Below are 26,772 nucleotides of genomic sequence, written 5' to 3' on the forward strand. Positions count from 1 at the left end.
AACGGTTGCGGAGACCGTTCGTACGTTCTAGTGAGGAGAACCTTAATAGGTTGGGGGAGGGTTGTCAAAGGGGTATGTATGTCTACTTATTTTAATGCCCAATTTTCTGAAGCGAGTGGCAGCTCATTGAGTTCTGCTCTTGCTTCATTCCAGGTTGGAAAAAATCTATTGAGAACTGCTACGAAGCGCTCATTATGTGTAGGTTCTATCAAATGCGCCATTTCGTGAACGATTACATATTCCAGTAATTCCTTGGGTTTTTTTACCAGCTCAGTATTTAGCCGAATGTTCCCTGCTTGGTGGTTACAACTCCCCCATTTTGTTTTCATTCGCTGTAAAAAATATTCTTTTACCGTGACACCTAATTTTGTCTGCCACTTAGCAATGAGTGGGGGTACAGTTTGATGTAATAGTGATTTATGCCACTCATGGATAATCTCAGCGCGTTTTTCCATACTTGTATTAGCGCGAATGTTTAAGGTGATACGTTTATGATCCAGCTTTACAAAAGGTTTTGTATCTATTTCTTTAATGCTTAGGAGATATCGACGCCCCCACAAGTAATGGCTTTCTCGTTCAATAAACTCCCGTGGAGTTTCACGTGCTTGAGTCGTAAGTTGCTGCTGTTGCTGGCGAATCCAAGCTAATTTTGAAACGGCGTAAGCGCGGGCCACCTCAAGGCGTGTATTCATTGGTGCCGCCAAAGTTACGCGCCCAACAGGTGGATGAACACTTAAGTGGACATTTTTAATATCCTTGCGCGTGACATATATTGAAATATCGCCCAATACAATCACTTCTTCTTGCAGTACCCCTTTCATTGATAACCTGGAATATTTTTTAGTATTTCAAAGAGGGCATTTGTTGCTGCTCTGTTTTTATTCATAATAGGAAAAAGTGCATTTTGAACTTGTGCTTCTCTAGCCTCATCACCATTCCATCCCGCAGGAGCTTCTTCCCGCATCACCCTATCTATTTTCAAAGTCAGTAGCAAGCGCCTATCTCCATATTCACTTAACGGGTTTTTAATTTCGTCTGTTTCAGGCACGCTTTCTAAAATCTCGGGCAATTTGATGTAAACGGCTATAGCGCTCTGATTGCCATGCAAATCATTTGGAATTTCCTCGTCACCATGGCCTTTAGCCATTTTCTTGACTAATTCTTCTATTTTCTTTAAAAACTCTTCATAAGAGATAGTTTCTTCTCGTTTTTGCTTTATGAGGTCATCCAAGAGTTTTGACATTTCTGCATAAAAGCGAGGATCTGTCAGCTGGTCGCGAATAATTGTTTTACTGACATTATTGATGATGCCATCTGATATCGAATTGCGCGATAAATTTCCTTTAGCATTTAATTTTTTTGCGATAGCGTCATGAATGCCTGTTTCGATAATTAACTCTGTGAGTGAGAGTGAACTTAAGTTACCTAATTCTGTGGCTGAGTCTGCTTGGATGTATGTATTGATCAAGTGACGCATATCTGCTTCAAACGGTTTTATATCTAGCTCTTCGCCCGAATGTTTTTTCATTGCTGAGCGAATGTCACTGTAGAACTCGACGTCTTTTTGCAGTCGCTCAATATCTGCGGTTGAATAGCCTGCATCTGCTAAATTAGAAGCAAGGTCTGCATAGGCGCGTATAAAGCTGGCTACTGTCTTATAGAAAGTGATGCGGAGCTGCTCTGTGTCATTTAGTGCGGTAGGGGTTTGAACATCACCACAAAAATAAACCAAATATTGTTCGAGTTTTTTTGGGTGTGGAACAGGCTCACATAAGTAGAGTAATGCTTCACGAGCGGCATCTAGACGTTTTTTGCCTTCTTTTAGCCAATCTTTTAATTCGACATTGCCATCATCGCCTGTTTCATCAACATCCAATTCATCTGAGGTATATACAGCAATTGCTGTTTGAACGTTATCAATCAACTCTTTATAGTCGACAATATAACCATAATCTTTGTCTTCTCCGTCCAGTCGGTTAGTCCGGCAGATCGCCTGAAATAGATTATGGCCGCGTAATTCGTTATCAAGATAAATATAGGTACAACTTGGGGCATCAAAACCAGTAAGCAGCTTACTCACCACTATAAGTAGTTTCAGATTTGCAGGTTCCTCTATAAATTGCCGTTTTACCTCATCTTCATACTGTTTAATGGTTTTTCCTTTTGCTAAAACCCATTTGGTATAGGTATCAAACTTATAGCGCTCATCACTACCTTTTGGTTCACGAGAAATCGCATTGTGATTGGGCTCAAATGATGTGACTATGCCACAATAATCACCAAAGAGTTTACCTTTGAATAAACGAAAATAGTGGCAAGCGTCATAGATGGAGGCTGCCACTAAAATGGCGGTGCCACGGTCATTATTCAATCGTGGTTTAACGCCAAAATCATGAATAATGTCGGCAACGATACGCGCCTTGCGGTCTTCAGAACTCATCAGTTCTTCCATCGTCGCCCAGCGCTTGCGTAATACGGCTCTTTGGAAATTATTTAGCCCCAGAGTTTTTGTTGCAAACCAATCGTCGATAGCTTTTTGTGACGTTAAGCGCTGGGGAACATTGCGTGCTTCATATTTAAGGTCTAGTACAACTTTATCCGCTACTGCTTCATCAAACTTATAGGTATGGATATAGGTACCAAAAACATCTTGAGTGGTTTGTTTATCAGTAAGATATAGAGGTGTTCCGGTGAATCCAATGAATATGGCAGTTGATAACCAACGTTTCATTTGTTTATTCATGTCGCCGCCTTGTGAGCGGTGGCATTCATCAACAAATACATAAAAACGCCCGAAAACACGAGGTGGTTCACCTTTTAAATCTTTAGGGTCTATTTTATGGAGTAAGGCACATAACAGGCGGGGTGAGGTTTGGCCCAGTTTTTCTATTAGCTCTCGACGCGAAGTCACTCTCGGTGAGGGTGTGCTCTCGCCAATAACACCCGCATTGCGCATTACTCCCTCAATTTGTTTGTCCAGTTCATCGCGGTCGGTGATAACAAGAATACGCGCCTCAGGATCATGTTCTAGCAGCCATTTTGTTAACAGCACCATCAAGATGCTTTTGCCACTGCCTTGGGTGTGCCAAATCACACCGCCTTCTTGTTTTTTAATGCGTTCTTGCGCGGCTTTAATACCTTCGTATTGATGCAAACGAGGTACTTTTTTGCGGCCCGCATCAAAAATAACAAAGTTACGAATTAAATCGAGCAGGTGCTCTTTATTGCACATTTGGGCAAGTGGCTCATCCAATAAACTCCCTTCTACTAATTCACCTTTTTTGTGATGTTTCCATTCTACAAATACATTCTCTGGTGTTCCGATTGTGCCGTAACGCAAACCTTGCGAATCGTTACCTGCCAGCACCAATTGTACTGTGGCAAAAAAAGCTTCATTAAAAATTTCTTCCTGATTGGTAATCAGTTGCCGAATACCTTCAGCAATGTCATTCGAGCCTCGTTTTAACTCAATTACAACTAACGCAATGCCATTGACATACAGGACGATATCAGGGCGACGTTCATGGCCACCTTTGAGTGTAACTTCTTCTGCGAGTGCAAAATCATTGTTGTCGGGGTTTTCCCAATCAATTAGATGGACTGTTTCATGGGGAGCCGATACGGTTGGTTTTACAGAAATGCCATAACGCAATAATTGGTAGGTACTCATATTGGCTTGGTAGAGCGGCGTGGAGTTTTTTATTTCCGCCGCGTCCAACAATTTTTTTAATGCTTGATTAATATGTCTTTTCGAATAGCCCCGTGCTGTTAAATTTTCGCTCAGTAGGTCTTGCTCTATACAGTGATTGCCTGATTTTTTCGACCACTCGCCAAGGTAGGTATAACCCAGGTTGTTGCACAAATTGGCCACTACTCGGTTTTGTGTATCGCGTTCGGAGCGTACTTTACTCATTCACTGATCTCCCAATAGCCGCCTTTTTGTGGGCCTATATGCTTGAGCTTTCCTGCTTTTACCAGTTTGGCACTTGCCATTTCTACTGTGCGCACTGATTTACCAATAATGCTGGCTGCCTCTGCCAATGACATTGTTGGGGTCTCTTTTAGTAAGGCTAACAGCGCTTCTGGTGTTTTCACCGAAGTTTTCACCGAAGTTTTCACCGAAGTTTCGGTATCTGTTGTCGTGGTTGGGTTTGCGCCCAGCGCCTGCAAGTAAGACTGCGCAAAGGGAAAATCCAGCCATAACTCATTAGTTTCATAGCGTAATTGCGGTTCTGGCGTACTTGCATCACGGCAAGCTTGGAAAATGCGATGCACACCACGACCCCAGGCTTCAATTTCACCGGCGCGGAAAAAGGTATTGGCGATATCGGGATTGAATGGAATGGACGCGTGTTCGCCGCGTAGTTTATCTACCGTCCAACCTTGGGGGAGGTGGGCCGGGTTCCAGATACTCAAGCGGTCATCGTAAACACGAATTTGCACCGGTGCGGGTACAGCATAATCGCGATGTACCAATGCATTTAACAATGCTTCACGCAGCGCCGCATCGGGAACGGGGAATTGTTCAATTCGCTGAATACCCTCATAGCTAATAGCTGCTTTTAAGTATTTGGTTTGTAGTAACTCAAGGGTTTGATGTACCTGCGTAAATAAATCACCTATTACTTGATCGTGATAAACCAAATCTGACGGTGAACGAAAGAAACCGATTTTTACAAAGGCGCCGGTTACAAATTGGGTTGGTTCGGAATGGAATAACAAAAGTGCAGCACGCTTAAGATAAGCGCCTTCGGTTAATTTGAGCTTTTCAATAAGAACCGCATCGGGTTCGCTAACGAACTCACTGCTCAATCGGCCACTGCGTAATGCCTTTTTGCAAAATTTATTGAGGCTGGCAACATCCAGATCTGAAAGTGCAACGTTGGGCACTGGTACGCCGTCCCAGTGGCGGCCTTGTTTGCGTATTAAAAATTGATCCAGTGCCGCGTTTTTTAGTTCTTGTTTGGTGCTACCGGTGCGTACATAGTATTCACCTTTGTAACTGACCGGGTAAAGCGCAGCTGGTACTTGAATTTCAATCAGCGCTTTACCATTTTCTTCTCGCAGATTTACCGGCAGTATTAGCCCCAATACATCGCGGATTTTGTTCGGCAAGTCTTCCAGCAGTTTTGCAGCATTACTAACACCAATAACTTCACCCGTATCATTTTTGCCAATTACCAGCAGGCCACCCTCCGCATTGGCAAACGCGCAGATCCATTTTAAGTATTCATCGCGCCAGGTTTCCTTCCATTCCAGATTCTGGTGTTCACTCATACTAATCGTATTCTCCCGGTGAGTAATTCCTGCATCATGCCTTGTTTGAGCATGCGTGTTTTTTCGAGGCGTTTTTCCAATGCGGCGATTTCGTTTTCTATATCGGAAATAACCTTAATTATTGCTAATTGTTCCGCAGCTGTAGGAGGAAATAGCATTTCAAATGTTTGAAAGGTAGGTAAGCGCAAGGAATCAACTGTTGCTTTTACTGAGTTTTGCATAGCCCAATTGCCAAAATTTTGACTCATGTATAAATGAATATATTGCCCTAAAACCTCATTTTTGAATTGAGAGATCACATAAACTCTCTGATGAGCATCAAAACGTCCGTTAATGTAATGAAAAATATCACCAATTCGTCCTTCTCCTGGTACTAATATAGCTTCACACTCATATGAAAAGGTATTAATTCTTTCGATGGAATCAGAGCGAACAAAGAATGGATATTGTCCATCAGCAACTTTATCTTCATTATTTCTACTCCCTGTTTTAATGTGCGCGACGTCCCCCAATTGTTTTATGTCCCATTTTTCGTTGAAACCTGATAAACGAGTTTTCCCTGTGAGCAATTGCTGCATAGTGGCTTGTTTAATATTACGCTTTTTGGCGATCAGTTTTGAAAGGCCTATTACTAATTCATCAGCGTCGGATAATGATGCGGCTATAATTTTTTGTTCAGCTTTATTTGAGGGCACTGGAATCGGAATAGTACCGATTTCGCTCATATTGATCTTTTTGGGTGTTGCATTGATTAATGCTCTTCGCTCAACATCTCTAATAAATGCACTTGATTTTGTATAGCGATATAAAAATTCTGAAGCTACGTAATTGTTGGGCTTTAGTAGCGCCAAGCTAACATAAATACTGGCATTGACATCCCAATCTAAAAGTTTAGTATCTCCGATGATGCCAGCTGTAATTCGAGTCATTAAAATATCGCCACGTTCGGGCTTGCATCTTTTAATTAATAAGGCGTGCTCGGCCTCAGAAATAAATTTTGTATTGACAAAATCATTTGCGGTAATGTTTTCAACGCTGTAAAAGGGAATTCCATTGGAAACATATGTTGGTGTGAAATGTGTTCCATCGCAGATGGAGCGGCACAAATTTGATAAATGAATTGAGTCCCAATCTTGTGGAATGACGCCAATCTCTGTTTTCTGATATCCCTTTTTCAATTCCATACCATCCCCATTTTCTTCAAATGCGCATCCACTTTTTCGGCTAGGACTGCGACTTCATCAACCAATTCTGATAATGGGGTATCGTAACGCTCCGCCAATTGGCGAATGCGAGAGGTTAGGGTTTGGCTAACACGATCCAATTCTGCTTGCACTTCAGCAGCGAGCTTGGCCAGCCATTTATCATCAACAACTATATTTTTTACATCGTCTTGCGAGAGCTTGGCATATTTGTCATGGGCAAGTTGGTCTAGCGCAGCATCTTGTTCTTTGATTGACCTTTTCAATTCACTTTTTTTGTCACTCAATTTCAACCATTGTTTTAAAACGGCGATTTCTTCTTTGGCGTCTTTATCGGTTTTGATTTCCTTTAAGCGCGCGTTTATTTCTGCTTTGGCAATTTTGTCCAAGCTACTGAAATAACTTTCTTCACCATTGTGCTCTTCTTCCAATTCCTGCAATTGGTTGATAGTTGTCTCCAGCTCAGCCTGAGATTCATCTAAGGCTGCTTGTTCTGCTGCAAAGTAGCGCGCGACTATGTAATTTTTAGGAATTAAATCGCAGGCCCAGCCTTTATCTTTGGTTTTGCCTTTTTTGTCGATTTCAATAATACGTACGGGTTTGGCAAGCCAGCCATCAACGGAAATTAGATAGCAATCGTCCTGCATGGTTTCTGCCCAATAGTCCATCAGATGTTGGTAAATATCATAGGCATCCAACAATGGTTGGGTTTTGAAACGTGCAAGCAGGTCTTCCGAAATTTCTTCAATTAATTCTTTCGGGTGACCATTTTTTCCAAAGCCCTTGAGTTTGGGGGTATTGGTTTTTTTCCATTTTCCAAACACGGCGTATGCAGCCTCATTGAACGCGATAAACTCAGCGTGGTTCAGAATGGCTTGTTTGATTTGGCTAATAGGTAAACGTAATTGGCTGTAGCCTTTGCGGTCAGCTTTTTTAAACAAAGCTGTGCGTAATGCTGGCATTTTTTGCCAATAGGCCGCCAGTGGTAATTCCGCATCGTCCAAATCGCGGTTGGGAATACCACCATTTAAATGAGCATCTATATCCTGCAGATCTTCCGGTTCACTGGAATCTATATAACGCGGCAAGTTGAGGTTGAAATCATTTTTTGCGTCGGCAATTTCTGCCAGCGGCACCATGCGCGCATAGCGTGGTATATCGGTTTGCTTGTGCGTGGGATTAGATAGCTTATGAAAGCTATCCACAATTTTGTGAATATCCTGCTCACGCAAACGGTTTTTATTGCCGTCTTTAATAAAGCCTTTGCTGGCATCAATCATTAATATGCCTTTACGCGCTTGGGCATTTTCCTTATCCAGCACCAAAATACAGGCGGGAATTCCCGTACCATAAAACAAATTGGCAGGCAGGCCGATAATAGCTTTGAGTATCCCAGATTCGATTAATTTCTTGCGAATAACAGCTTCCGCATTACCACGGAAAAGCACGCCGTGCGGAAGTATGCACGCCGCTTTACCTTTGCCGGGTTTCATAGAGCGGATGATATGCAGTAGATAAGCATAGTCACCCTGCTTGGCGGGTGGTTCGCCCCAGCTAAAACGCTGATAAGGATCTTTCAATGGTGTAAGGCCGGTGCTCCAGGCTTTGTCAGAAAATGGCGGGTTAGCTACTACATAATCATAAGTACGCAGCTGTTCCCCATCTTTAAACTTTGGGTTGGCTAGTGTGTTGCCACTGAGAATATTTGCTGTCGGAAAATCGTGCAGGATCATGTTCATACGCGCAAGACCAGCGGTCGTAACATCTTTCTCCTGACCTTCTAGAGTAATACGTTTTTTTGCTCCTGCTTCAGCAGCTACCTTTAACAGTAATGAACCTGAACCACAGGTTGGGTCATAAGCCGTGGTGCGTGCGGTAGCATTTTCCGGTGATATGCCAATGACTTTTGCCAGCACACGGCTGACTTCAGACGGTGTATAAAATTGGCCTTTGCTTTTACCTGAGTCCTGCGCGAAATGACGCATGAGATATTCGTAGGCATCACCCAAAATGTCGTCGTGTTCTGCACGATTTTTTGAAAAATCCAATTCAGGCTTTTGAAAAATGGCAATCAGATTGGTGAGTTTTTCTACTTTATCCGCGCCTTCGCCAAGCTTGTTGGAATCATCGAAATCGGGAAAATCACTACGTGCCAAACGCGTATTCGCATCAATTAATGGTTGAATGACTTTTTTGTTGATCTTATCGCCTATGTCAGGTTTCCCCTTTAAAGCGACCATGTCTTTAAAGCTGGCACCTTTTGGAATTTTTACCGGCGGAGCAAATTCATCGGAGTCTGCATATTTATCAGTAATGTATTTGATAAATAGCATAAAAAGGACGTAGTCCTTATATTGGCTGGCATCCATACCACCGCGCAGCTCGTCGCATGAAGCCCAAAGGGATGAGTAAAGATCAGATTTTTTAATGGCCATGGGTAAAACAAATCCTGAGATTGCAATTTGTATTGGTGGTATTTGATTAATCCCACCATTTATTTAAGGCTTGCTCTTGGCGAAATGAATACTAATTGTAATAAGGATAAGGCGCCAATGATCTGCCTATTATTTGTTTACTTTAGGTCGAGATAACTTGAAGGGAGTTTAAAACAAAAACCCGATCATTTCTGATCGGGTTTTTTATTTGGTATTTGGTGGAGCCGGGGGGATTTGAACCCCCGTCCGCCAGCACTCCATCCTCGGCTCTACATGTTTAGGTCCGTTTATTAATTTAACGCTTATCAGCCCAACAGGCAGGACGAAAAGCGCGATCCTGTAGAGTTTTAGCAGCGCCGCACCAGGCTTACTTTGCTGCGATCCAGTTCTGTATGACGGGCTCTAACGCGGTACTGGCACCTTGTTACAGACCGTTAGCAGCGATTAAGCTGCTAAAGCGTAAGAATCGTCGTTTGCGACTATTCAAGTACAGCTTTGGATTAACGTGATTGGCTGTCATCACGACATGCACCTTGGGCTTTGTTACCAGCGTCGAATCCAAATCGACCCCAATCGCTTAACTTTTGGCCTGTTCTTGCGAACATTCCCCGTTCAAGCCAGCGAGTGGCGGCATTCTACTCCTAATCGCTACTTAACGGTAGGGATCAATCGTTTCAATACTTCCATCTGCCTTGTGAGTAAGTGGGGCCATCTTGATGGATCTCAAGTGGGTGATGCCTTGAGAGAGTACTGAGTCGTGGTAGAACAGGTACCACTGGTCCTGGTATTTGCAGACGGAGTGGTGGGTTGTCCAGCCTACTACCGGGGTGAGTATCTGCCCACGGTAGGTGAAGGGGCCGTAGGGGTTGTCGCCGGTGGCGTAGCACAAAAAGTGGGTGTTGCCGGTGGAGTAGGAGAAGTAGTACAGACCGTTGTGTTTGTGCACCCATGAGGCCTCAAAGAAGCGGCGGTCATGGTCGCCAGCGAGCAGTGGTTGGCCGTTTTCATCCAGGATCTGGATTTCACGCGGCTCTTCAGCAAACTCTTTCATGTCGTCGCTGAGGCGCGCGATGATGGGGCCGAGTGCTGGTTCGTGGTCGGCGGGTTCGCCCAGGTCGGCGTGGTATTGGTTGTTGCGGTAGTTTTGCAACTGGCCACCCCAAATGCCACCGAGGTACATGTAGTAGTTACCATCGTCGTCTTCAAATACAGCTGGGTCGATAGAGTAGCTGCCTTTGATGGCTTCGGGTTCAGCGGTGAAAGGGCCGGTAGGTGAATCGCTTACCGCCACGCCGATTTGGAAGATGTCGTCTGCGCGCTTGGCCGGGAAGTATAAGTAGTACTTGCCATTTTTATGGGCGGCGTCTGGTGCCCACATTTGGCGCTGGGCCCAGGGAACGTCTTTCACATGCAATGCAACACCGTTGTCCACGGCGGGGCTGTCGGGCGAGTCGAGGGAGATTACGTGGTAATCCTCCATGCCAAAATGGTCGCCATTGTCGTTAAACGGAATGCCCGCTTCGATATCGTGGGATGGATAAATATAAATCTTGCCATTAAACACATGGGCCGATGGGTCGGCGGTGTAGATGTGTTCTACCAAGGGTTGGGAAATGGCGCGGGCCTTGTAGTCGGCGACGACTTCGGGTGCTAGTAATTCTTCAGCCATACAATTCTCTCTACATCTGGTTCAAAACAAGTGTGTTAATAATAGGGTTGCTGCGCGTTATCTTCCGGCGGCTTGGCGACGACTATTCAGGTCAGCTTCAATTTGCGATTCCAGGGTTTTATTGATCGCATAGAAGAACATACAACCCACCGCGATAAAGAAGGGGAGCGATGCAAATACGCTCACAGCGGTTTTAATGCCTTCTATTGTTTCCGCATTTTGAACATCCAGTGCGGCATCGTAACCGTAGTGCGCAAGCAGCGCGGCACCCAGTGAGCCACCAATGGTCAAGCCGAGTTTTAAGCCGAGAATCATCGCCGAAAAAATAATGGCGGTAGCGCGGCGGTTATTTTTCCATTCGGAATAGTCCGCTACGTCGGCAATCATCGCCCAGAGTAATGGAATGGTGATGCCGTAGAAAAAGCCGTGCAGGATTTGCGAGACAAACACTATGCCGATGCTTTCGGCGGCGTAAAAATTAAACGCGAAAACAAACAGGGTAGATACAAACAGCGCAGCGGCAAACACGTTGCGCTTGCCAAATTTATCGGCAAGGTTTTTGGAGAAGCCAATGCCGATAATCATCATGATAATGCCGCAGCCGTTAAATAAGCTGAAGGTGGAGGTCGGTGCATCTTTCGGCCACTGGAATTCAGACAGGCCCATGCTGGTGAGCAGGGCGTTTAAGCCGGCGATAAAACCATTGAAGCCAATGTCATCCAAAAACTGTGCGAGGTGTGCTTCGCTCAGGTAATTTTCAAAGTAGAAAATGTACATGCCGCCTTTGAGCGCGAGGGTGACAAATACCAGGATGGTCACAATCAGCATGATGATCCAGGGAATATTTTTGAACAGGTCGGACAAGTCCTGAGCCACGCTGTTGCGTGTTTCTACGACGGGCAGGATGCGCTCTTTGGTGGTGATAAAGGCAATCAAAAAGAAAATCGTACCGGTGATGGAGAACACCAGCATGGTGTTGTGGAAGCCTACGGCTTTGTCGCCATCACCCAAAATCAACACCAGCGGCAAGAGCAGTACCTGGATAATAAATTGCGCCACCATCACCGCCACAAAGCGGTAGGCAGACAAGCTGTTGCGCTCGGCCATGTTGCCGGTGAGCACGCCGCTCAGTGCCGAGTAGGGCAGATTGTTGGCCGCGTAGATCACCAGCAACAGGATGTAAGTCGCAAAGGCGTAGATCACCTTGCCGTTTTCATCAAAATCCGGGGTGCTAAACGCCAGCAGCGCCAAGGCGCCAAAGGGAATGGATGTCCAGAGCAGCCAGGGACGGAACTTGCCCCAGCGGGTATTGGTGCGGTCGGCAATGACCCCCATCACCGGGGTGAAAAAGGCACCAAATATACCGCCGGCAGCCATGATCATCGCGGCTTTACCGGCAGAAATGCCATAAACATCGGTATAGAAGAAGGCGAGGAAGGTCACCAGGGTTTGGAAAATCAGGTTAGCGGCTAAATCGCCGAGGCTATAACCCACTTTTTCAACAACGGAAAGTTTGTGTGCAGAGGCCGGCGGAGCGGCTTGGGCAATGGCTTGCGTCATGGTGATCTCATCTTGTTATTGGTGGTTTGGTCTTGCTTGTGTACTTGTGGGCATAGCATCCCTTAAAAGTCTCTTATAGTCAATGAGCGTATAAGGGGGTTGGCGTCTGAAATAGCCAAGCTCCAGGTTCCCGGGCGGGCTCTTGGCTGGCCCAAAATATATTTCGTAAAGCGGCTCAAGCCCTGTAGCTTTTTTACTCAGGCGCTCTATATGATGCGCCAGTCTTGGCACCTGAATCACTGGTGCCGACGATCTTCTCTAGCTTACTGCCATGTAATGATGGTTAGCCAAGGAGATATGGAACTAATAATAACGGCAATTTAATTCAGGTGGATGTAATGACAATAATCAAGATGCTAATGCTGTCTGTGACAGCTTTTGTGGTAACTGCTTGCGGTGGTGGCGGCGGTAGCGGAGGCGGCAATAATGCTGGCAATGTCTCTCTATCTTCTATCTCTTCGTCAAGTTCAAGCTCTTCTTCCAGCTCAAGCTCAATTCCAGTGGTAACTCCAAGTTCGAGTTCGACTCCAGACTCAAGCTCTTCCTCCAGCTCAAGCTCAATTCCAGTAGTAACTCCAAGCTCGAGTTCAACTCCAAGCTCAAGTTCTTCTTCCAGCAGTTCCTCTTCCGTTGTGATTGCTTGTAGTGAAGAGCCTGGCGATATATTTATTGATGAAATTTGTTCGCCGTGGAATGACATGTCTGCTTACGAACAAAACTACACCGACTCCACCGACAATTACGAAAATTATATTGGCGAGGAAGGCAAGGCGGTACGTTTTGGCATAGTGCAATCAAACGATCCGGGGCGCGATAAGGTGTTGGATATTAAATATCTGGATGCGCCTGAGTATTACGGTGCAGCGCAAATACTGGCGCCTGCATCGCAGGGTAATGGCTTTGATATGAGCGAATACGCCCATGGCAAGGTTGTATTTGATATGAAAGTGATTAGCCATGGCACCAAAGGCTCGGCATTGGAATTTACCATTGAATGCACTTGGCCCTGTGCCAGCACACCAAAGTTTATTAAAGCCGATGTGTTGAACGAGTGGGAAACCTATGAATTTTCTGTTGCCGAAATGATTGAGCGAGGGCTTGATATTCAGCATCTTTCATTGGGGTTTATGGTTCTGCCAACCTGGGCAAAACAAGATGGCGTACATTTCCAGCTCGACAATATTCGCTGGGTAAAAGGTGAGTCTCCCGCTACCCAGGAAACTGTTTGCTATGCCAACTTCTTTGATGATGAGTGGGTGCAGAATTCGCAGGGTGTTGGTGTATCCATTGCCGGTGATGGTGGTATGGTCGTTCCAAATGATCAGCATCAGTATTTGACTACAAGTGTGAAGCCATGGGTAACCGCCAACCCCGATTGGAGTGTTATGAATGGCACCTGGTTTTACTGGATGTCGAGTGTGATGAATTATAATACGATGGAGTTGCTGGACCCAGATGCCCTGTCAAATTGTTCCGGCTCTGGTACTTTGTCATTGGAGATATACACTCCCGCGGCCTTGGTCGAAGATGGCAATATGACATTCACCTTGTACTTCCTCGATAAAGATAATTTTGTTCGCAGCCTGAATAGTGATGTTTTCTCTGTGTCTGATATGAAGTCGGATGATTGGAACAAGGTATCTGTGCCGCTCACCACTGCATACGCTAATTTGAAATATGTAGGAATACGGATTGATGCCACGCAGGTTTCACCGTCCCTGATATCACCTCCGTTTTATATCGATAATATTGTTATCAGAAAATAAAACAGCGAGTCTGAAACACAAAAGCCCTGGTAGTTGCCGGGGCTTTTTTATTGGGTGTGACTAGACTTTTATGGCGTTTGGGGATTTACACACTCAAATACCGCTGCACCAAATCGTCATTCAAATTGGCGATAGGTCCAGTGGCGACCACACTGCCTTTTTCCATGATAAAAAAATCATCGGCCACACGGCGGGCAAAGGGGAGTTTCTGCTCGACCAGTAATACGGTTAAATCTAATTCGCGATTTAACTTGCGAATTACCTCGCCTATATCGCGCACTACGTTAGGTTGTATGCCTTCGGTGGGTTCGTCCAGGATTAATAACTTGGGGTCTAACACCAGTGCACGGCCAATAGCTAATTGTTGTTGCTGGCCGCCAGATAAATCGCCGCCGCGGCGGTGCTTCATTTCTTTTAATACCGGAAACAATTCGTAAATCAATCCGGGGATAAAGCGGGATTTATCCTTGCGTGCCCCGAGTGATATTTTCAAGTTCTCTTCCACCGTCAGCAGTGGAAATATTTCACGGCCTTGAGGTACAAAACCTATACCACCGCGCGCACGGTTTTCCGTCGAGAGTTTGTTGATATCATAACCGTTAAGGGTAATGACGCCATCGCGCACGGGCAATAAACCGGTGATGCATTTAAGCAGGGTGGTTTTACCAACGCCGTTGCGACCAATCAAACAGCCACAGGTGCCCTGTTTCAGGTTGAGTGATAAATCCCACAGGATATGACTTTGGCCGTAATACTGATTGATGTTTTTTATTTCAAGCATGATTTTTTATCCCGATGTTATTCGCCAAGGTAGACTTCAATCACTTTAGGATCATTTTGTACCTGATCCATAGTGCCTTCCGTGAGCACCGAGCCTTGGTGTAGTACCGTGACTTTGCGCGCGATAGAGCGCACAAATTTCATGTCGTGTTCCACCACAATCACCGAGTGTTTACCTGCAAGCGATAATAAAAGTTCAGCGGTTTTTTCCGTTTCTTCACCGGTCATACCCGCGACAGGTTCATCTACCAATAAGACTCGCGGGCTTTGCATCAGCAACATGCCAATTTCCAGCCACTGCTTTTGTCCGTGGGATAAAGCGCCTGCATTTTTGTAACGATGTTCGGCCAAACCAATTTGCAGTAGCACTTCATCGATACGGTATTTTTGTGCTGAATTCAATTGTTGGGTGAGTGTCCACCACACGCGCTTATCTGCTGCTGTTGCTAGCTCCAGGTTTTCATACACGCTGAGCGCTTCAAAAATAGTGGGCTTTTGGAATTTACGGCCAATACCGCCGCGTGCAATTTGATGCTCGGATAATTCCAGTAAATTAATTTGCTGCCCAAAATATACACTGCCTGCATCAGGTTTGGTTTTGCCTGTGATCACATCCATCATGGTGGTTTTGCCAGCACCATTGGGGCCGATAATACAGCGCAATTCACCTTCATCGATATAGAGGTTTAAATTATTCAGTGCGCGAAAACCATCAAAGCTAACGGTTACACCTTCTACGTACAAAATGGTACCGTGAGTGGTATCCAGTGGGGCACCAAAGTTAGGGTCATTCTGGCCGAGGCTGCGACGAGCTTGTGAAAAAATATTCATTACACTGTCTCCTTGGTCGCTGCTGTCGGTTCAGTTTTTTCGGTATCGCTGGTTTCACTTGTGGCAGGCGCTTTTCTGAAACGGCTGAATAAACCTACCAAGCCTTTCGGTAATACCAAGGTTACAATCACGAACAGTGCGCCCAGTGCAAATAACCAGGTTTCCGGTGAGTAAGAGGTGAAAACCGTTTTTCCATAGTTAACGGTAAATGCACCGACAATTGCACCAAATAAAGTACCGCGCCCACCGGTTGCTACCCAGACCACCAACTCAATTGAATTAAGCGGTGAGAATTCACCGGGGTTAATAATGCCTACTTGCGGTACATAAAGTGCACCGGCAATACCGGCGAGCATGGCCGAAAATACAAACAACCACAGCTTGTAGGATTCCACTTTATATCCACAAAAACGGGTGCGACTTTCCGCATCGCGGATAGAGACAATAATTTTCCCCATACGCGATGTCACAATATAGCGGCAGGCTATGTAGGCAAAAATCAACATAAAACCGGAGGCTAAAAATAGCGAAATGCGGGTGCCGTTAGCTGCAATGGGAAAGCCGAGAATATCTTTAAAATCCGTCAACCCGTTATTGCCGCCAAAGCCCATTTCATTGCGGAAAAATGCAAGCATCAAGGCATAGGTTAGCGCTTGGGTGATAATGGAAAAATACACACCGGTCACGCGCGAACGAAAAGCCAACCAGCCAAAGATAAAGGCGAGTAAACCGGGAATGGCAATAACCATCAACATGGCAAACCAAAACATATCAAACCCCTGCCAGTACCACGGTAATTCTTGCCAGTTTAAGAACACCATAAAATCTGGCAGTAATGGGTCGCCGTATTGTCCGCGTGGGCCGATTTGTCGCATCAAATACATGCCCATGGCATAACCGCCGAGCGCAAAAAAAGCGCCGTGACCGAGCGACAAAATACCGCAGTAGCCCCAGATTAAATCTACCGCCAGTGCGAGCAGGGCATAACATAAAAATTTACCGAGCAAGGTGACGGTAAAGGTGGATACGTGCAGTGCCGATGTCTCAGGCACCAGGATATTGCAAATGGGCACTAGCACCATCGCTAATAAGACCAGCCCCAGCACAATCATGCCGCCGCGATCACTGAGTAATAAACGTTGGGTTAACATTTGATTCTCTCTTTTAAAATTTCTACGTCATTCGCCAATGTGCCGTTTGCAATTGCGAATGTTGGGGTTCGTTCCTCACCGCCAACCTACAAGGTGACGTTTGCTCCTCCCCTTTGCAAAAGGGGAGGCGGGGAGGGGATTGATTAATCTGCCGCCGCACGACCTTTCTGCGGGAAAATTCCCTTGGGGCGTTTTTGAATAAATAGAATCAGCAATACCAATACCAATACTTTGGCGAGCACCGCACCAGCATAGGGTTCTAAAAATTTACTGATAATGCCTAAGCCCATGGCGCCAACCAGTGTGCCCCATAAGTTGCCTACACCACCAAATACCACCACCATAAACGAGTCGATAATATAGGCTTGGCCGAGGTTGGGGCCGACGTTAGTCAGTTGTGAGAGCGCAACACCGGCGATACCGGCAATGCCAGAGCCGAGGCCAAATGTCATGGCATCAACCCAGCTTGCGCGTACACCCACGGCGCGAGCCATGGCACGGTTTTGCGAAACGGCGCGGACTTTTAATCCGAGTGAGGTTTTTTTAAGGATGGCGAGCAATGCAAAAAATACAATCAAACCAAAGATAAAAATATACAAACGATTGTAGGTAATGGAGAACACCGGATTAATAACCAGCGAACCGCTCATCCACTCAGGTAATTCCACGGCGCGATTCAGCGGAGAAAAAATACTGCGCGCTGCCTGTTGCAAAATTAAACTGATACCAAAGGTAGCGAGGAGTGTTTCCAGCGGGCGGCCGTACAAAAAGCGAATTACTCCGCGTTCTATGGCTATGCCTACCAAGCCAGCGACAATAAACGCAGCGGGAATAGCAATCATTAAACTGTAGGCAATTTGATTGGGGAAAAGCTGTTGCACCACCCAGGTTACATAAGCGCCGATCATCATTAATTCACCGTGCGCCATATTGATTACGCCCATCACACCGAAGGTAATGGCCAAGCCAATAGCCGACAGCAGCAATACCGAGCCCAAGCTCAGGCCAAAAAATACATTTTCGGCAAAACGAAAGGCGGCGATACGATCCTCAATGGATGCCAGCGCGAGCTGTGCCTGTTGCTTTACTTTTGCATCGCTGTCGTTGTTGGCAATATCCACCAGGGCGGTACGCACTTCCTGCTGCAAGCTACCGCGCAAAATTTGAATGGCATCCAGGCGAATTTGTTGTTCGCTGCTTTGTAAATTCATTAGCGCCACTGCTGCGGCAATCGCCGTGCGCACATCGTCATCGGGTTCGGTTTTTTGGCGCTCTTGCAGCAGGTTAATGATATTGTCATCAACACCATCGGCAATCATGCGGTTTACCGCATTCAAGCGCACGCTGGCTTGTTTATCATTTAAGTTCAATGCGGCGAGCAAGGTACGTAACTGGCTGCGCATGGTGTTATTAATCGGAATACGCTTAAGGTCACTGGTATCGCCGGTAATTGCTTCGCCGTTCAGGGCATTCACAAACTTGCCGGATTTAATCGCGATAGCAACCAGCGGATCAGTGGATTTAGTGGCGTAAAGTGTTCCTTGTTGCAATGCAGCGATCACACTGGCAACACGGCTATCGTTAAGCTGCGCTAATTTTTTTGCGGTTTGTGCGCGCTTGGGCAAGCTACCTTGGGTTAAGGCTTTGGTGAGCGTATCAAATTCACTTTCGGTTGTTGTGGTTGCAGCGGGCGACTCTACTGCGCTGGATGCTTCCGATGTAGTGAGGGCGGTATCGGTTTCTTGCGAAAAGACCATGGTTGAATGGCAGAGTGATAAAAGTACCAGCAGTTGCAGGTGCCATCTTCCAAGCGGCTTGAGTAGGTTTCGCATAGTCTTGTCTCTGTAAAAACACATATAAATAATGGGTAATTCTTTTTTAATTTTTTGGTTTTTATATGCAGGGTGAATAACACGGTTAATGCTATTCACCCTGCATGTCACGCAATCACGCTAAGGTTAAGGTATTAGTGAGCGGCTGCAGCGCCCAAACATTTTTTGGTTTTGGTGTTGTAGTTACCGCACTTCAGTTTGATCCAATCGGATTCCAGATCTTTTGAACCTTCAAGGTAATCAGACCATGCATCGCCTGGAACCAAGCCATCGGTTTGTGAAACAGTGAGGAATTGACCATCTTCCTGAATTTCGCCAATCAATACTGGTTTGGTGATGTGATGGTTTGGCAACATTTTGCTGATGCCGCCAGTCAGGTTGGGTGCTTCAACGCCGATGATGGCATCAACCACTTTGTCAGTGTCAGTGGTGCCGGCTTTCTCAACCGCTTTTACCCACATATTGAAACCAATGTAGTGTGCTTCCATTGGGTCGTTAGTTACACGCTTGTCATTTTTGATAAAGGCTTTCCATTGTTTGATAAACGCAGCGTTAGCAGGATTATCTTCACTCATGAAATAGTTCCATGCCGCCAAATGGCCTACCAATGGCTTGGTGTCGATACCGGAGAGTTCTTCTTCACCCACAGAGAAGGCAATAACCGGGATATCTTCAGCGGTGACTTTTTGGTTGCCGAGTTCACGGTAGAAAGGTACGTTGGCATCGCCGTTAATGGTGGAGACTACGGCTGTTTTTTTACCTGCTGAACCAAAACGTTTGATGTCAGACACAATGTTTTGCCAATCGGAATGACCGAATGGTGTGTAGTTGATCATGATGTCTTCTTTGGCAACACCTTTGGATAGCAAATAAGCTTCCAGAATTTTGTTGGTGGTGCGTGGATAAACATAGTCAGTGCCCGCCAATACCCAGCGTTTTACTTCCATGTCATTCATCAGGTAATCCACCGCAGGGATGGCTTGTTGGTTTGGTGCGGCGCCGGTGTAGAACACATTGCGTGAAGATTCTTCACCTTCGTATTGCACGGGATAAAACAGAATGCCGTTCAATTCTTCAATAACAGGCAATACAGACTTGCGTGATACTGAGGTCCAGCAACCGAAGATTGCGGCTACTTTATCTTTGGTCAACAATTCACGGGTTTTTTCTGCAAACAATGGCCAGTTGGATGCCGGGTCAACTACAACTGCTTCCAGTTTTTTACCGAGCAGGCCACCTTTTTTATTTTGCTCTTCAATCAGCATCAACATGGTGTCTTTCAGAGTGGTTTCTGAAATGGCCATAGTGCCAGAGAGCGAGTGAAGTACACCAACCTTGATTGTTTCTGCCGCCGCCGCACTAAACGAGGCGATGGTTAAGCCGCAGGCGATACCGAGTGCCCCGACATGTTTTGCTATCTTCTTCAGCTTCATGGGTCTTTCTCCTAGATGGTTTTAATGACTCAGTGGTTTTTCAATCCAAGCATTCATACAATCGTGAATGCTATTTTTTCCGGTAACGCCTTGTGTATAACGCTTATGGTGGGCGACAAGATTTTCTTCCCTGATCCGGCTTATGTGCTTCAGGCATAAATCGGTCGTCGCTCTTATAGGGAGCGGTGTTGCTAACTAAAAAACTATTCGCTATCGGCCGGGTGTTGTTGCTGTGCTTCGTACAACATATGCAAGGTGATTTTCCTCACTTCGGCCTTACTGGCTTCAATGTGTGTTTTTAAATAACTTTTTGCGTCTTCTGCACGACGTTCAATAATGGTGCGCAAAATCTTGGCGTGTTCATCGTAAGTGGCTTCAATACGATTACGCTGGGTGAAATCAATACGGCGAATAATGCGTAGCCGCTCGGTAATTTCATGGTGAATACGGGCCATTTCCATATTGCCGGTTGCTTCAATAAGTTGTTCGTGAAAACGCTCATCTAACCCGCACACGGTTGGGCCATCTTTTAAGCGATCCTCCGGCTTGACTAACCAAATGCGCTTTACATCTTCCAAATCCGGTGCGGTTTCCATTTCACACAGTTTTTTGATGGCAGCCAATTCCAAAACAATGCGAACGTCATAGAGTTGTTCAAATTTTTTGAAATCAAAGGGGTTTACTTTCCAGCCACTGCGAAAGGAAACATCCACATAACCTTCACGTTGTAGTCGCGCCAATGCTTCGCGTACCGGAGTGCGACTGGCGGCAACACGTTCAGCAATTTCATTTTCACTAAAACGATCACCTGGAACCAAACGGAAAGAAAAAATATCGTCTTTGATAATCTGGTAAATCCGCTCCGTTAAATTGGTGCGGGGTTCATCCGCTTTCTTTTTGGTTTTGTCGGTTTTGATAAGTTTCATGGGTTTCTCGTAGGTTGGTGGTGAGGAACGAACCCCAACATAAGCAACGCGTAAATGTTGAATCCTGTCATGTTGGGGTTCGCTTCGCTCACCACCAACCTACGTCCGTGTTTCAAATTAATCTGTCTCAAGCACCAACAACAAATCCCCTGCATTCACTTGCTTGCCCGGCTCGCAATGAATTGCACTGACCTTTGCGGTGCGGTCGGCGTACACGGAGAATTCCATTTTCATCGCTTCTACAATTAACAGTGGCTGATCTGCTTCCACTAATTGACCCGGTTCAACCAGAAGCTTCCAAATGTTGCCACTGATATCGGCTGTCACAGCGTGACCGTCAACTTCAATCGGATTAGTGTTTACTTTGGCTTGCAGAGCCGCATCTACATTTTTTTCTTCATCCGCTTGCCATAGCGCGACTTCTTTAGTGAAAGCCGCTTGTTGTTTTTCTTTGAATTCGGCAATGCTTGCAGCATTGTCTTGCAAGAATTGTTCGTGCTCGGCGAGGCTGAAATAATCTTCTTCGATGCGCAGGCTTAAACGGCCTTCGCGGAATGCTTCGCGTTGTGCGGTTAATTCTTCTTCGGTGACTTCGTAGTAGCGCACACGGTCAAAGAATTTTAATAGCCAAGGCTCACCATCTTTGAAGATCGGATTTTTTAGGAATTTATTCCAGATCGGCAGTGTGCGGCCAACCAATTGGTAACCGCCGGGAGAATCCATGCCGTAAATACACATGTAAACGCCGCCGATTCCCACGGTGCCTTCTGCTGTATAAGTGCGCGCTGGATTGTATTTGGAGGTGAGCAAACGATGACGCGGGTCAACCGGTACGGCGCACGGTGCACCGAGATAAACATCGCCCAAACCCAACACCATGTAGCTGGTTTCAAACAAAATTTGTTTTACTTGCTCGACGGAATCAAGGCCGTTAATACGACGCATAAATTCAGTGTTGCTCGGCAACCAAGGCGCTGTATCGCGCACCGACTGACGATAGCGGGAAACCGCATCCAGAGTTGCCGAATCTTCAAAGGCCATTGGCATATACACAATGCGACTCGGTACTTTGGTGTCACGTGCGTCGCCGAGTGTTTCTTCAATCACTAACAACTGATTGATTAATTGTTGTTGATGGATAACGCGGCTATCGTAATTAATTTGCAGTGAGCGAACCCCTGGCGATAATTCAATCACACCATTAATGGGTGATGCTTTTAATGCTTCCATCAACGCATACACACGCAAGCGCAAACTCAATTCAAGAATATTGTCGCCGTATTCGAGCAGAATATATTTGTCTCCTGCCTGACGATAACTCACCAATGGGCGGCTGCCCTGCGGTTGCAATGCTGCAACGATACAATCAGAAATGGTGTTTTCCGGTTTAACAATCGGTGCGAGTAACACTTGCGGCTGTACGCTCAGGTTTTCAATTGCACGATCGGTAGATAACTCCAACGCGAGTGCGGCATCAAAACTCAAGCGTTTAAAACGAATTTTATCGCCCGGTTTTACCTGGCCGACTTTCCACAACTCTGCTTTAACGATAGTTACCGGGCAAACAAATCCACCGAGGCTGGGGCCATCTTTGGTGAGGATTACCGGCATATCGCCAGTGAAATTAATGGAGCCAACGGCGTATTCAGTATCGTGTATGTTTGAAGGATGTAATCCTGCTTCGCCGCCGTCACTGCGAGTCCATGTGGGTTTGGGGCCATTCAAACGAATACCCAAACGGTTGGAGTTGTAGTGCACTTCCCATGCGGTTGAAAAAAACATATCAATCGCATCTTCAGTGAAAAAATCTGGCGCACCGTGTGGGCCATAAAGCACACCGATTTCCCATTCATTAGGGTAGGTTGGGATTAATTCTTTCGGCGCTGCTGCTGCTTCGTAAACTGGTGCAGGAGTTGTGCAGGCTGCGATTGCCGGATTGCTAATCGGCAACATATCAGTCGCGCGCAAGGTGCGACCTGCGTGGCCGCCGAATTGACCAAGTGCAAAGGTAGAGCGGCTGCCTAAATACACGGGGACATCAAAACCATTGCGCACTGCAAGGTATCCGCGACAACCTTGGTCGGCTTTGCCCACTTCCAGAATTTGTCCGGCTTTAATGGCAACCGGTTGCCAGAATGGAATTAATTCACCATCAATTTTTGCAGGTGATGTCGCACCCGTCAGCGCGATGGTTGCATCGCGATGGAATTTTAATTTCGGCCCGATGATGGTGTATTCAAGCGCGGCTGCACTTTCATGGTTGCCCACAATACGGTTGGCCAAACGGAATGCGTAATCATCCATCGGGCCTGAGGGTGGAACACCAATGCTCCACAAACCGACGCGACCGGGGTAATCCTGCACGCTGGTGTAAGTACCAGGCTGTAATACTTCTACAACGGGTGCTTGATATTCAAAGCTAGCTAATTTATTGGTGGCAACATTGCCGCTGCCAAAAAAATCCGTTGCGATAATTTGACGCAAGTAATCCAAATTGGTCGCAATACCTGCTGCGCGCGTTTCGTTCAACGCGGTTTTCATTTTGCTAATCGCATCAGCGCGATCTTTACCGTACACAATAATTTTGGCGATCATTGGATCGTAATAGGGCGATACTTCAGTACCGGTCGAAACCCAGGTATCGATACGTGCCGATTCGGAAAAGTGAACGTCGGTTAATACGCCCGGTGATGGTTGGAAATCGCGCACTGGATCTTCAGCATATAAACGTACCTCAATCGCAGCGCCTTTGGGATTGATTTCAATATCCAGTTTTGGCGGAGTACCGGCAGCGGTGAGGATCATCCACTCAACCAGATCTACACCAGTGCAAGCTTCAGTAATGGGGTGTTCAACTTGCAGGCGGGTATTTACTTCCAAAAAGTAAAACGCATCGCGCGCGGCATCGTAAATATATTCAATGGTACCAGCAGAGCGATAGTTAACGGCTTCGCCCAAGCTTTTGGATGCGGCCAATAATTTATCGCGGGTGGCAGCGGGTAAATTGGGTGCAGGAGTTTCTTCAACCACTTTTTGGTTGCGGCGTTGCAGGGAGCAATCGCGTTCACCCAATGCAAGTACGTTACCTTTACCATCACCAAAAATTTGTACTTCTACGTGGCGGGCGTTATCGACAAAGCGTTCGAGAAATACACCGCTGTCACTAAAAAAGTTTTGACCTAAACGTTTTACACTTTCATAGGCGGCGATTAGTTCCGCTTCGTTGTTGCAGCGCGTTAAACCAATACCACCACCACCGGCGGTGCTTTTTAACATTACTGGATATCCCAGTTGTGCTGCAGAGGCTACGGCATCATCAAGCGATGCCAATAAACCGGTTCCGGGAGTGAGCGGCACACCGGCTTTTTCTGCAATTTCACGCGAGGTGTGCTTTAAACCAAATTCGCGAATTTGTGCGGGGGTTGGACCGCAGAAGGCAATACCTTCCGCCTCACATTTTTCGCAGAAGGCAGCATTTTCGGACAGGAAGCCGTAACCTGGAATAATTGCTTGCGCGCCAGTTTCTTTGGCAGCGGCGAGTATTAAATCTGCCTTCAAATAACTTTCTGCCGCCGTATTGCCTCCAAGACAAACTGCTCTATCACATGCGGTGACGTGCGCTGAATTACGGTCTGCATCAGAATAGACTGCGACAGATTCGATGCCCATTTTTTTCAGCGTTTTGGCAATACGCACCGCGATTTCTCCGCGGTTGGCAATAAGTACGGTCTTCAACATGATTCTTCTCCGGCTGTAATTCTCTTTTGTAGGTTGGTGGTGAGCTTGCGAACCCCAACACGACATTTTTAATTTCTTGCGATACTAGTGATGCTTTGTCGGATTACTTTCTTGTAGCCTTACATGGTCATGTTGGGGTTCGTTCCTCACCCCAACCTACGCATCATTTTTGTAAGGATTTGATATAAGCCCGCCATCCACCCAAATGCGTAATATCGGTCGCGCCATTTACGGCGGCGCCTTCACAAATAAAGCCTTTTACTTCACGGCCATCGTGCAAACTCAAAGTACCTATACCCAGTGGTGCAGGAATTAATGCAACAAAACTTCCGAAGTGGTGCAGTGGGACATCCCACAATTCCACAATAATTTCGGCGCCCTCGGTTGAGCGAATCAAACCTGGCTTGGGTGGTGTGGTATTGGGTAATGCAAATAAACGGTAATTGTTGGCGGTGTAAGTGCTCTCAACAAAAATGGCATTGCGTTCTTGCAGTTGCACATTGAGCGGCATACCGGTCAAATGCGCTCCGACAACGGCGAGGCGTACATAACCTTGTGGCGGCGTGTTTTTTAGCGCGAGTGCGGGGGTGGGTTTGCCCGTAGCACCGAGTAATAAATTAACGCTGCTGTGCCATTTTTTTCCGAAGGCAGCGAGTGCGGCGTCTTGCCATGCGGGGGCAATCAAGGTGATGCCGAATGGCAAGCCGTCGGCGCGCATGGTTGCAGGCAGCGCGAGGGCAGAGCAGTCGGCGAGATTCACAAAGTTGGTGTAGGTACCCAGTTGGCTATTAACGACAATAGGATCGGCGTTGACTTCGGCAATTGTTGGATGACGCGGTGATGTCGGAACCAAAAGCGCATCAACATCTTTCATTAGCAATTGTATTCCGCGTGCGAGATCAGCACGGCGATATTCCGCTTGGTAGGCGTCAGTCGCGGAAAAATTTACTGCATTTTCAACAATGCCGCGCACGACGTCATTCATGTCCGCGGCGTGCTCTTGCATAAATTCGGCAATGGCTGCGTGACGCTCCGCCACCCAAGGGCCGCCATACAATAATTGCGCGAGGGTGAACATCGGCGTGAAATCGATGGTGACTAACTCCGCACCAAACGCAGAAATATTTTCCAGTGTTTCCAGCCATGCTGCTTCGGCTTGTACATCGCCGAACCAGTTTGGTGATGCAGGAATACCAAAACGAGGTTTGTTGGAAAAATAAGTTGCGGCGGCCGGAGCTGTGCGTGAGTAACCGTCAGTGGGATCAAATCCTTCCATCACACTGGCAACGGTTTCTGCATCTTCCACTGTGAGTGCAAATACAGATACACAATCCAGGCTGCGACATGCGGGTACAACACCTGTGGTACTGAAATGGCCTTTGGTGGGTTTTAATCCAACGATGTTATTGAAACCGGCGGGTACGCGGCCGGAGCCTGCGGTGTCTGTGCCCAAACTGAATGGCACCAGGCCTCGTGCAACTGTGGTGGCAGAGCCGGAGCTGGAGCCGCCGGACACATAATCTGCGTTAAATGAATTGGGTACGGCGCCGTAAGGCGAGCGAGTGCCAACCAAGCCAGTAGCAAACTGATCCAAATTGGTTTTGCCCAGCACAATTGCACCGGCTTGCTTCAAGCGCGCTACGCTGGTGGCATCGCTCTCGGCGATATAGGTAAATGCAGGGCAAGCGGCGGTTGTCGGCATGCCGGCAACATCAATATTGTCTTTAACCGCAAACGGAATTCCGTAAAGCGGGAGTGTGGTTGCATCGCCAAGGCTGGCCAGCGCAGTCAGTTGCGCTTCAATCTCCGCGCTGGAAACAATATAAATCCAGGCCGCATCCTCCGCCTTGAGTTGCGCGCGAAGGTTCAGCAGCGCATCGCGCGCTTGCAAGTCTCCACGGCGATAGGCATCGCGCCATTCAGGAATTGTCCAGCCAGTAGTTAGGTAATCGTGCAACAGCGTCATTGTGGTTCCTGCGTATGAATCTGAAATACAATCTTGGATACAAGATTGCTTTTCAGAGGTTTTGCAGAAACTGTGCCAAGCGAAAAAAAACCTGCTTGCAGGGTGGGAGAAAGGAATAAAACTCTATTAATTTCATTGGTTTAGTGCCATCAGTAAATTGTCGATAGCTCTGTTTTTAATCATTGTTGAGCGTTAACTGTGTGCGC

The 26,772-nt window shown here is 46.5% G+C and carries 17 protein-coding genes and 1 other RNA gene; 1 reads left to right on the top strand and 17 read right to left on the bottom strand.

Annotated features, from left to right (window positions below; all coding sequences use genetic code 11):
* Nucleotides 1-86 precede the first annotated feature (86 nt).
* The 9 genes from B0D95_RS00590 to B0D95_RS20620 form a co-directional block, all read right to left on the bottom strand.
* Complete coding sequence (locus tag B0D95_RS00590; RefSeq protein WP_078042075.1) at nucleotides 87-821, bottom strand: M48 family metallopeptidase; 735 nt, start codon at nucleotides 819-821, stop codon at nucleotides 87-89.
* The gene (locus B0D95_RS00595; RefSeq protein ID WP_078042076.1) at nucleotides 818-3,913 is read right to left on the bottom strand and encodes a type I restriction endonuclease subunit R; all 3,096 of its coding nucleotides are present in this window, start codon (nucleotides 3,911-3,913) and stop codon (nucleotides 818-820) included. The genes B0D95_RS00590 and B0D95_RS00595 overlap by 4 nt, the downstream gene beginning before the upstream one ends.
* The gene (locus B0D95_RS00600) at nucleotides 3,910-5,277 is read right to left on the bottom strand and encodes an ATP-binding protein (RefSeq protein ID WP_078042077.1); all 1,368 of its coding nucleotides are present in this window, start codon (nucleotides 5,275-5,277) and stop codon (nucleotides 3,910-3,912) included. Before B0D95_RS00600 ends, B0D95_RS00595 begins: the two co-directional genes overlap by 4 nt.
* Entirely contained in the window at nucleotides 5,274-6,461 is a 1,188-nt protein-coding gene (locus B0D95_RS00605; RefSeq protein WP_078042078.1) for a restriction endonuclease subunit S, read from the bottom strand. The genes B0D95_RS00600 and B0D95_RS00605 overlap by 4 nt, the downstream gene beginning before the upstream one ends.
* Nucleotides 6,452-8,914: an N-6 DNA methylase gene (locus B0D95_RS00610; RefSeq protein ID WP_078042079.1), complete on the bottom strand. Its 2,463-nt coding sequence runs from the start codon at nucleotides 8,912-8,914 to the stop codon at nucleotides 6,452-6,454. The genes B0D95_RS00605 and B0D95_RS00610 overlap by 10 nt, the downstream gene beginning before the upstream one ends.
* 216 nt (nucleotides 8,915-9,130) lie before the next feature.
* Nucleotides 9,131-9,485, bottom strand: a transfer-messenger RNA (tmRNA) gene (ssrA, locus tag B0D95_RS00615).
* 81 nt (nucleotides 9,486-9,566) lie between these two features.
* Nucleotides 9,567-10,583: a glycoside hydrolase family 43 protein gene (locus B0D95_RS00620; protein WP_078042080.1), complete on the bottom strand. Its 1,017-nt coding sequence runs from the start codon at nucleotides 10,581-10,583 to the stop codon at nucleotides 9,567-9,569.
* 57 nt (nucleotides 10,584-10,640) lie between these two features.
* Nucleotides 10,641-12,143: an MFS transporter gene (locus B0D95_RS00625; RefSeq protein ID WP_078042081.1), complete on the bottom strand. Its 1,503-nt coding sequence runs from the start codon at nucleotides 12,141-12,143 to the stop codon at nucleotides 10,641-10,643.
* A gap of 325 nt (nucleotides 12,144-12,468) precedes the next feature.
* A complete protein-coding gene (locus B0D95_RS20620) occupies nucleotides 12,469-12,843 on the bottom strand; it encodes a hypothetical protein (protein WP_078042082.1) in 375 nt (124 codons plus the stop codon).
* Here B0D95_RS20620 and B0D95_RS20505 point away from each other — a divergent pair.
* Complete coding sequence (locus B0D95_RS20505; protein WP_078042083.1) at nucleotides 12,842-13,909, top strand: hypothetical protein; 1,068 nt, start codon at nucleotides 12,842-12,844, stop codon at nucleotides 13,907-13,909. The two genes, B0D95_RS20620 and B0D95_RS20505, sit on opposite strands and share 2 nt — an antisense overlap.
* An 85-nt stretch (nucleotides 13,910-13,994) precedes the next feature.
* On the opposite strand, the gene urtE is transcribed toward B0D95_RS20505, so the two are convergent.
* The 8 genes from urtE to atzF form a co-directional block, all read right to left on the bottom strand.
* Nucleotides 13,995-14,690, bottom strand: coding sequence for an urea ABC transporter ATP-binding subunit UrtE (urtE, locus tag B0D95_RS00640; RefSeq protein ID WP_078042084.1), 696 nt, complete (start codon nucleotides 14,688-14,690; stop codon nucleotides 13,995-13,997).
* 17 nt (nucleotides 14,691-14,707) lie between these two features.
* Complete coding sequence (gene urtD, locus B0D95_RS00645; protein WP_078042085.1) at nucleotides 14,708-15,520, bottom strand: urea ABC transporter ATP-binding protein UrtD; 813 nt, start codon at nucleotides 15,518-15,520, stop codon at nucleotides 14,708-14,710.
* Nucleotides 15,520-16,671 carry an urea ABC transporter permease subunit UrtC gene (gene urtC / locus B0D95_RS00650; RefSeq protein ID WP_078042086.1) on the bottom strand — a complete coding sequence of 384 codons (1,152 nt, stop codon included), beginning with the start codon at nucleotides 16,669-16,671 and terminating at the stop codon, nucleotides 15,520-15,522. The genes urtD and urtC overlap by 1 nt, the downstream gene beginning before the upstream one ends.
* A gap of 143 nt (nucleotides 16,672-16,814) precedes the next feature.
* A complete protein-coding gene (urtB, locus tag B0D95_RS00655) occupies nucleotides 16,815-18,503 on the bottom strand; it encodes an urea ABC transporter permease subunit UrtB (RefSeq protein ID WP_078045561.1) in 1,689 nt (562 codons plus the stop codon).
* Between the two features lie 134 nt (nucleotides 18,504-18,637).
* Nucleotides 18,638-19,936: an urea ABC transporter substrate-binding protein gene (gene urtA / locus B0D95_RS00660; RefSeq protein ID WP_078042087.1), complete on the bottom strand. Its 1,299-nt coding sequence runs from the start codon at nucleotides 19,934-19,936 to the stop codon at nucleotides 18,638-18,640.
* 203 nt (nucleotides 19,937-20,139) lie between these two features.
* The gene (locus tag B0D95_RS00665; RefSeq protein ID WP_078042088.1) at nucleotides 20,140-20,862 is read right to left on the bottom strand and encodes a GntR family transcriptional regulator; all 723 of its coding nucleotides are present in this window, start codon (nucleotides 20,860-20,862) and stop codon (nucleotides 20,140-20,142) included.
* A 117-nt stretch (nucleotides 20,863-20,979) separates the two neighbouring features.
* A complete protein-coding gene (gene uca / locus B0D95_RS00670) occupies nucleotides 20,980-24,600 on the bottom strand; it encodes an urea carboxylase (RefSeq protein ID WP_078042089.1) in 3,621 nt (1,206 codons plus the stop codon).
* Between the two features lie 163 nt (nucleotides 24,601-24,763).
* The gene (gene atzF / locus B0D95_RS00675; protein ID WP_078042090.1) at nucleotides 24,764-26,566 is read right to left on the bottom strand and encodes an allophanate hydrolase; all 1,803 of its coding nucleotides are present in this window, start codon (nucleotides 26,564-26,566) and stop codon (nucleotides 24,764-24,766) included.
* Nucleotides 26,567-26,772 lie beyond the last annotated feature (206 nt).

This window comes from Cellvibrio sp. PSBB023 (assembly GCF_002007605.1).
Taxonomy (GTDB): domain Bacteria; phylum Pseudomonadota; class Gammaproteobacteria; order Pseudomonadales; family Cellvibrionaceae; genus Cellvibrio.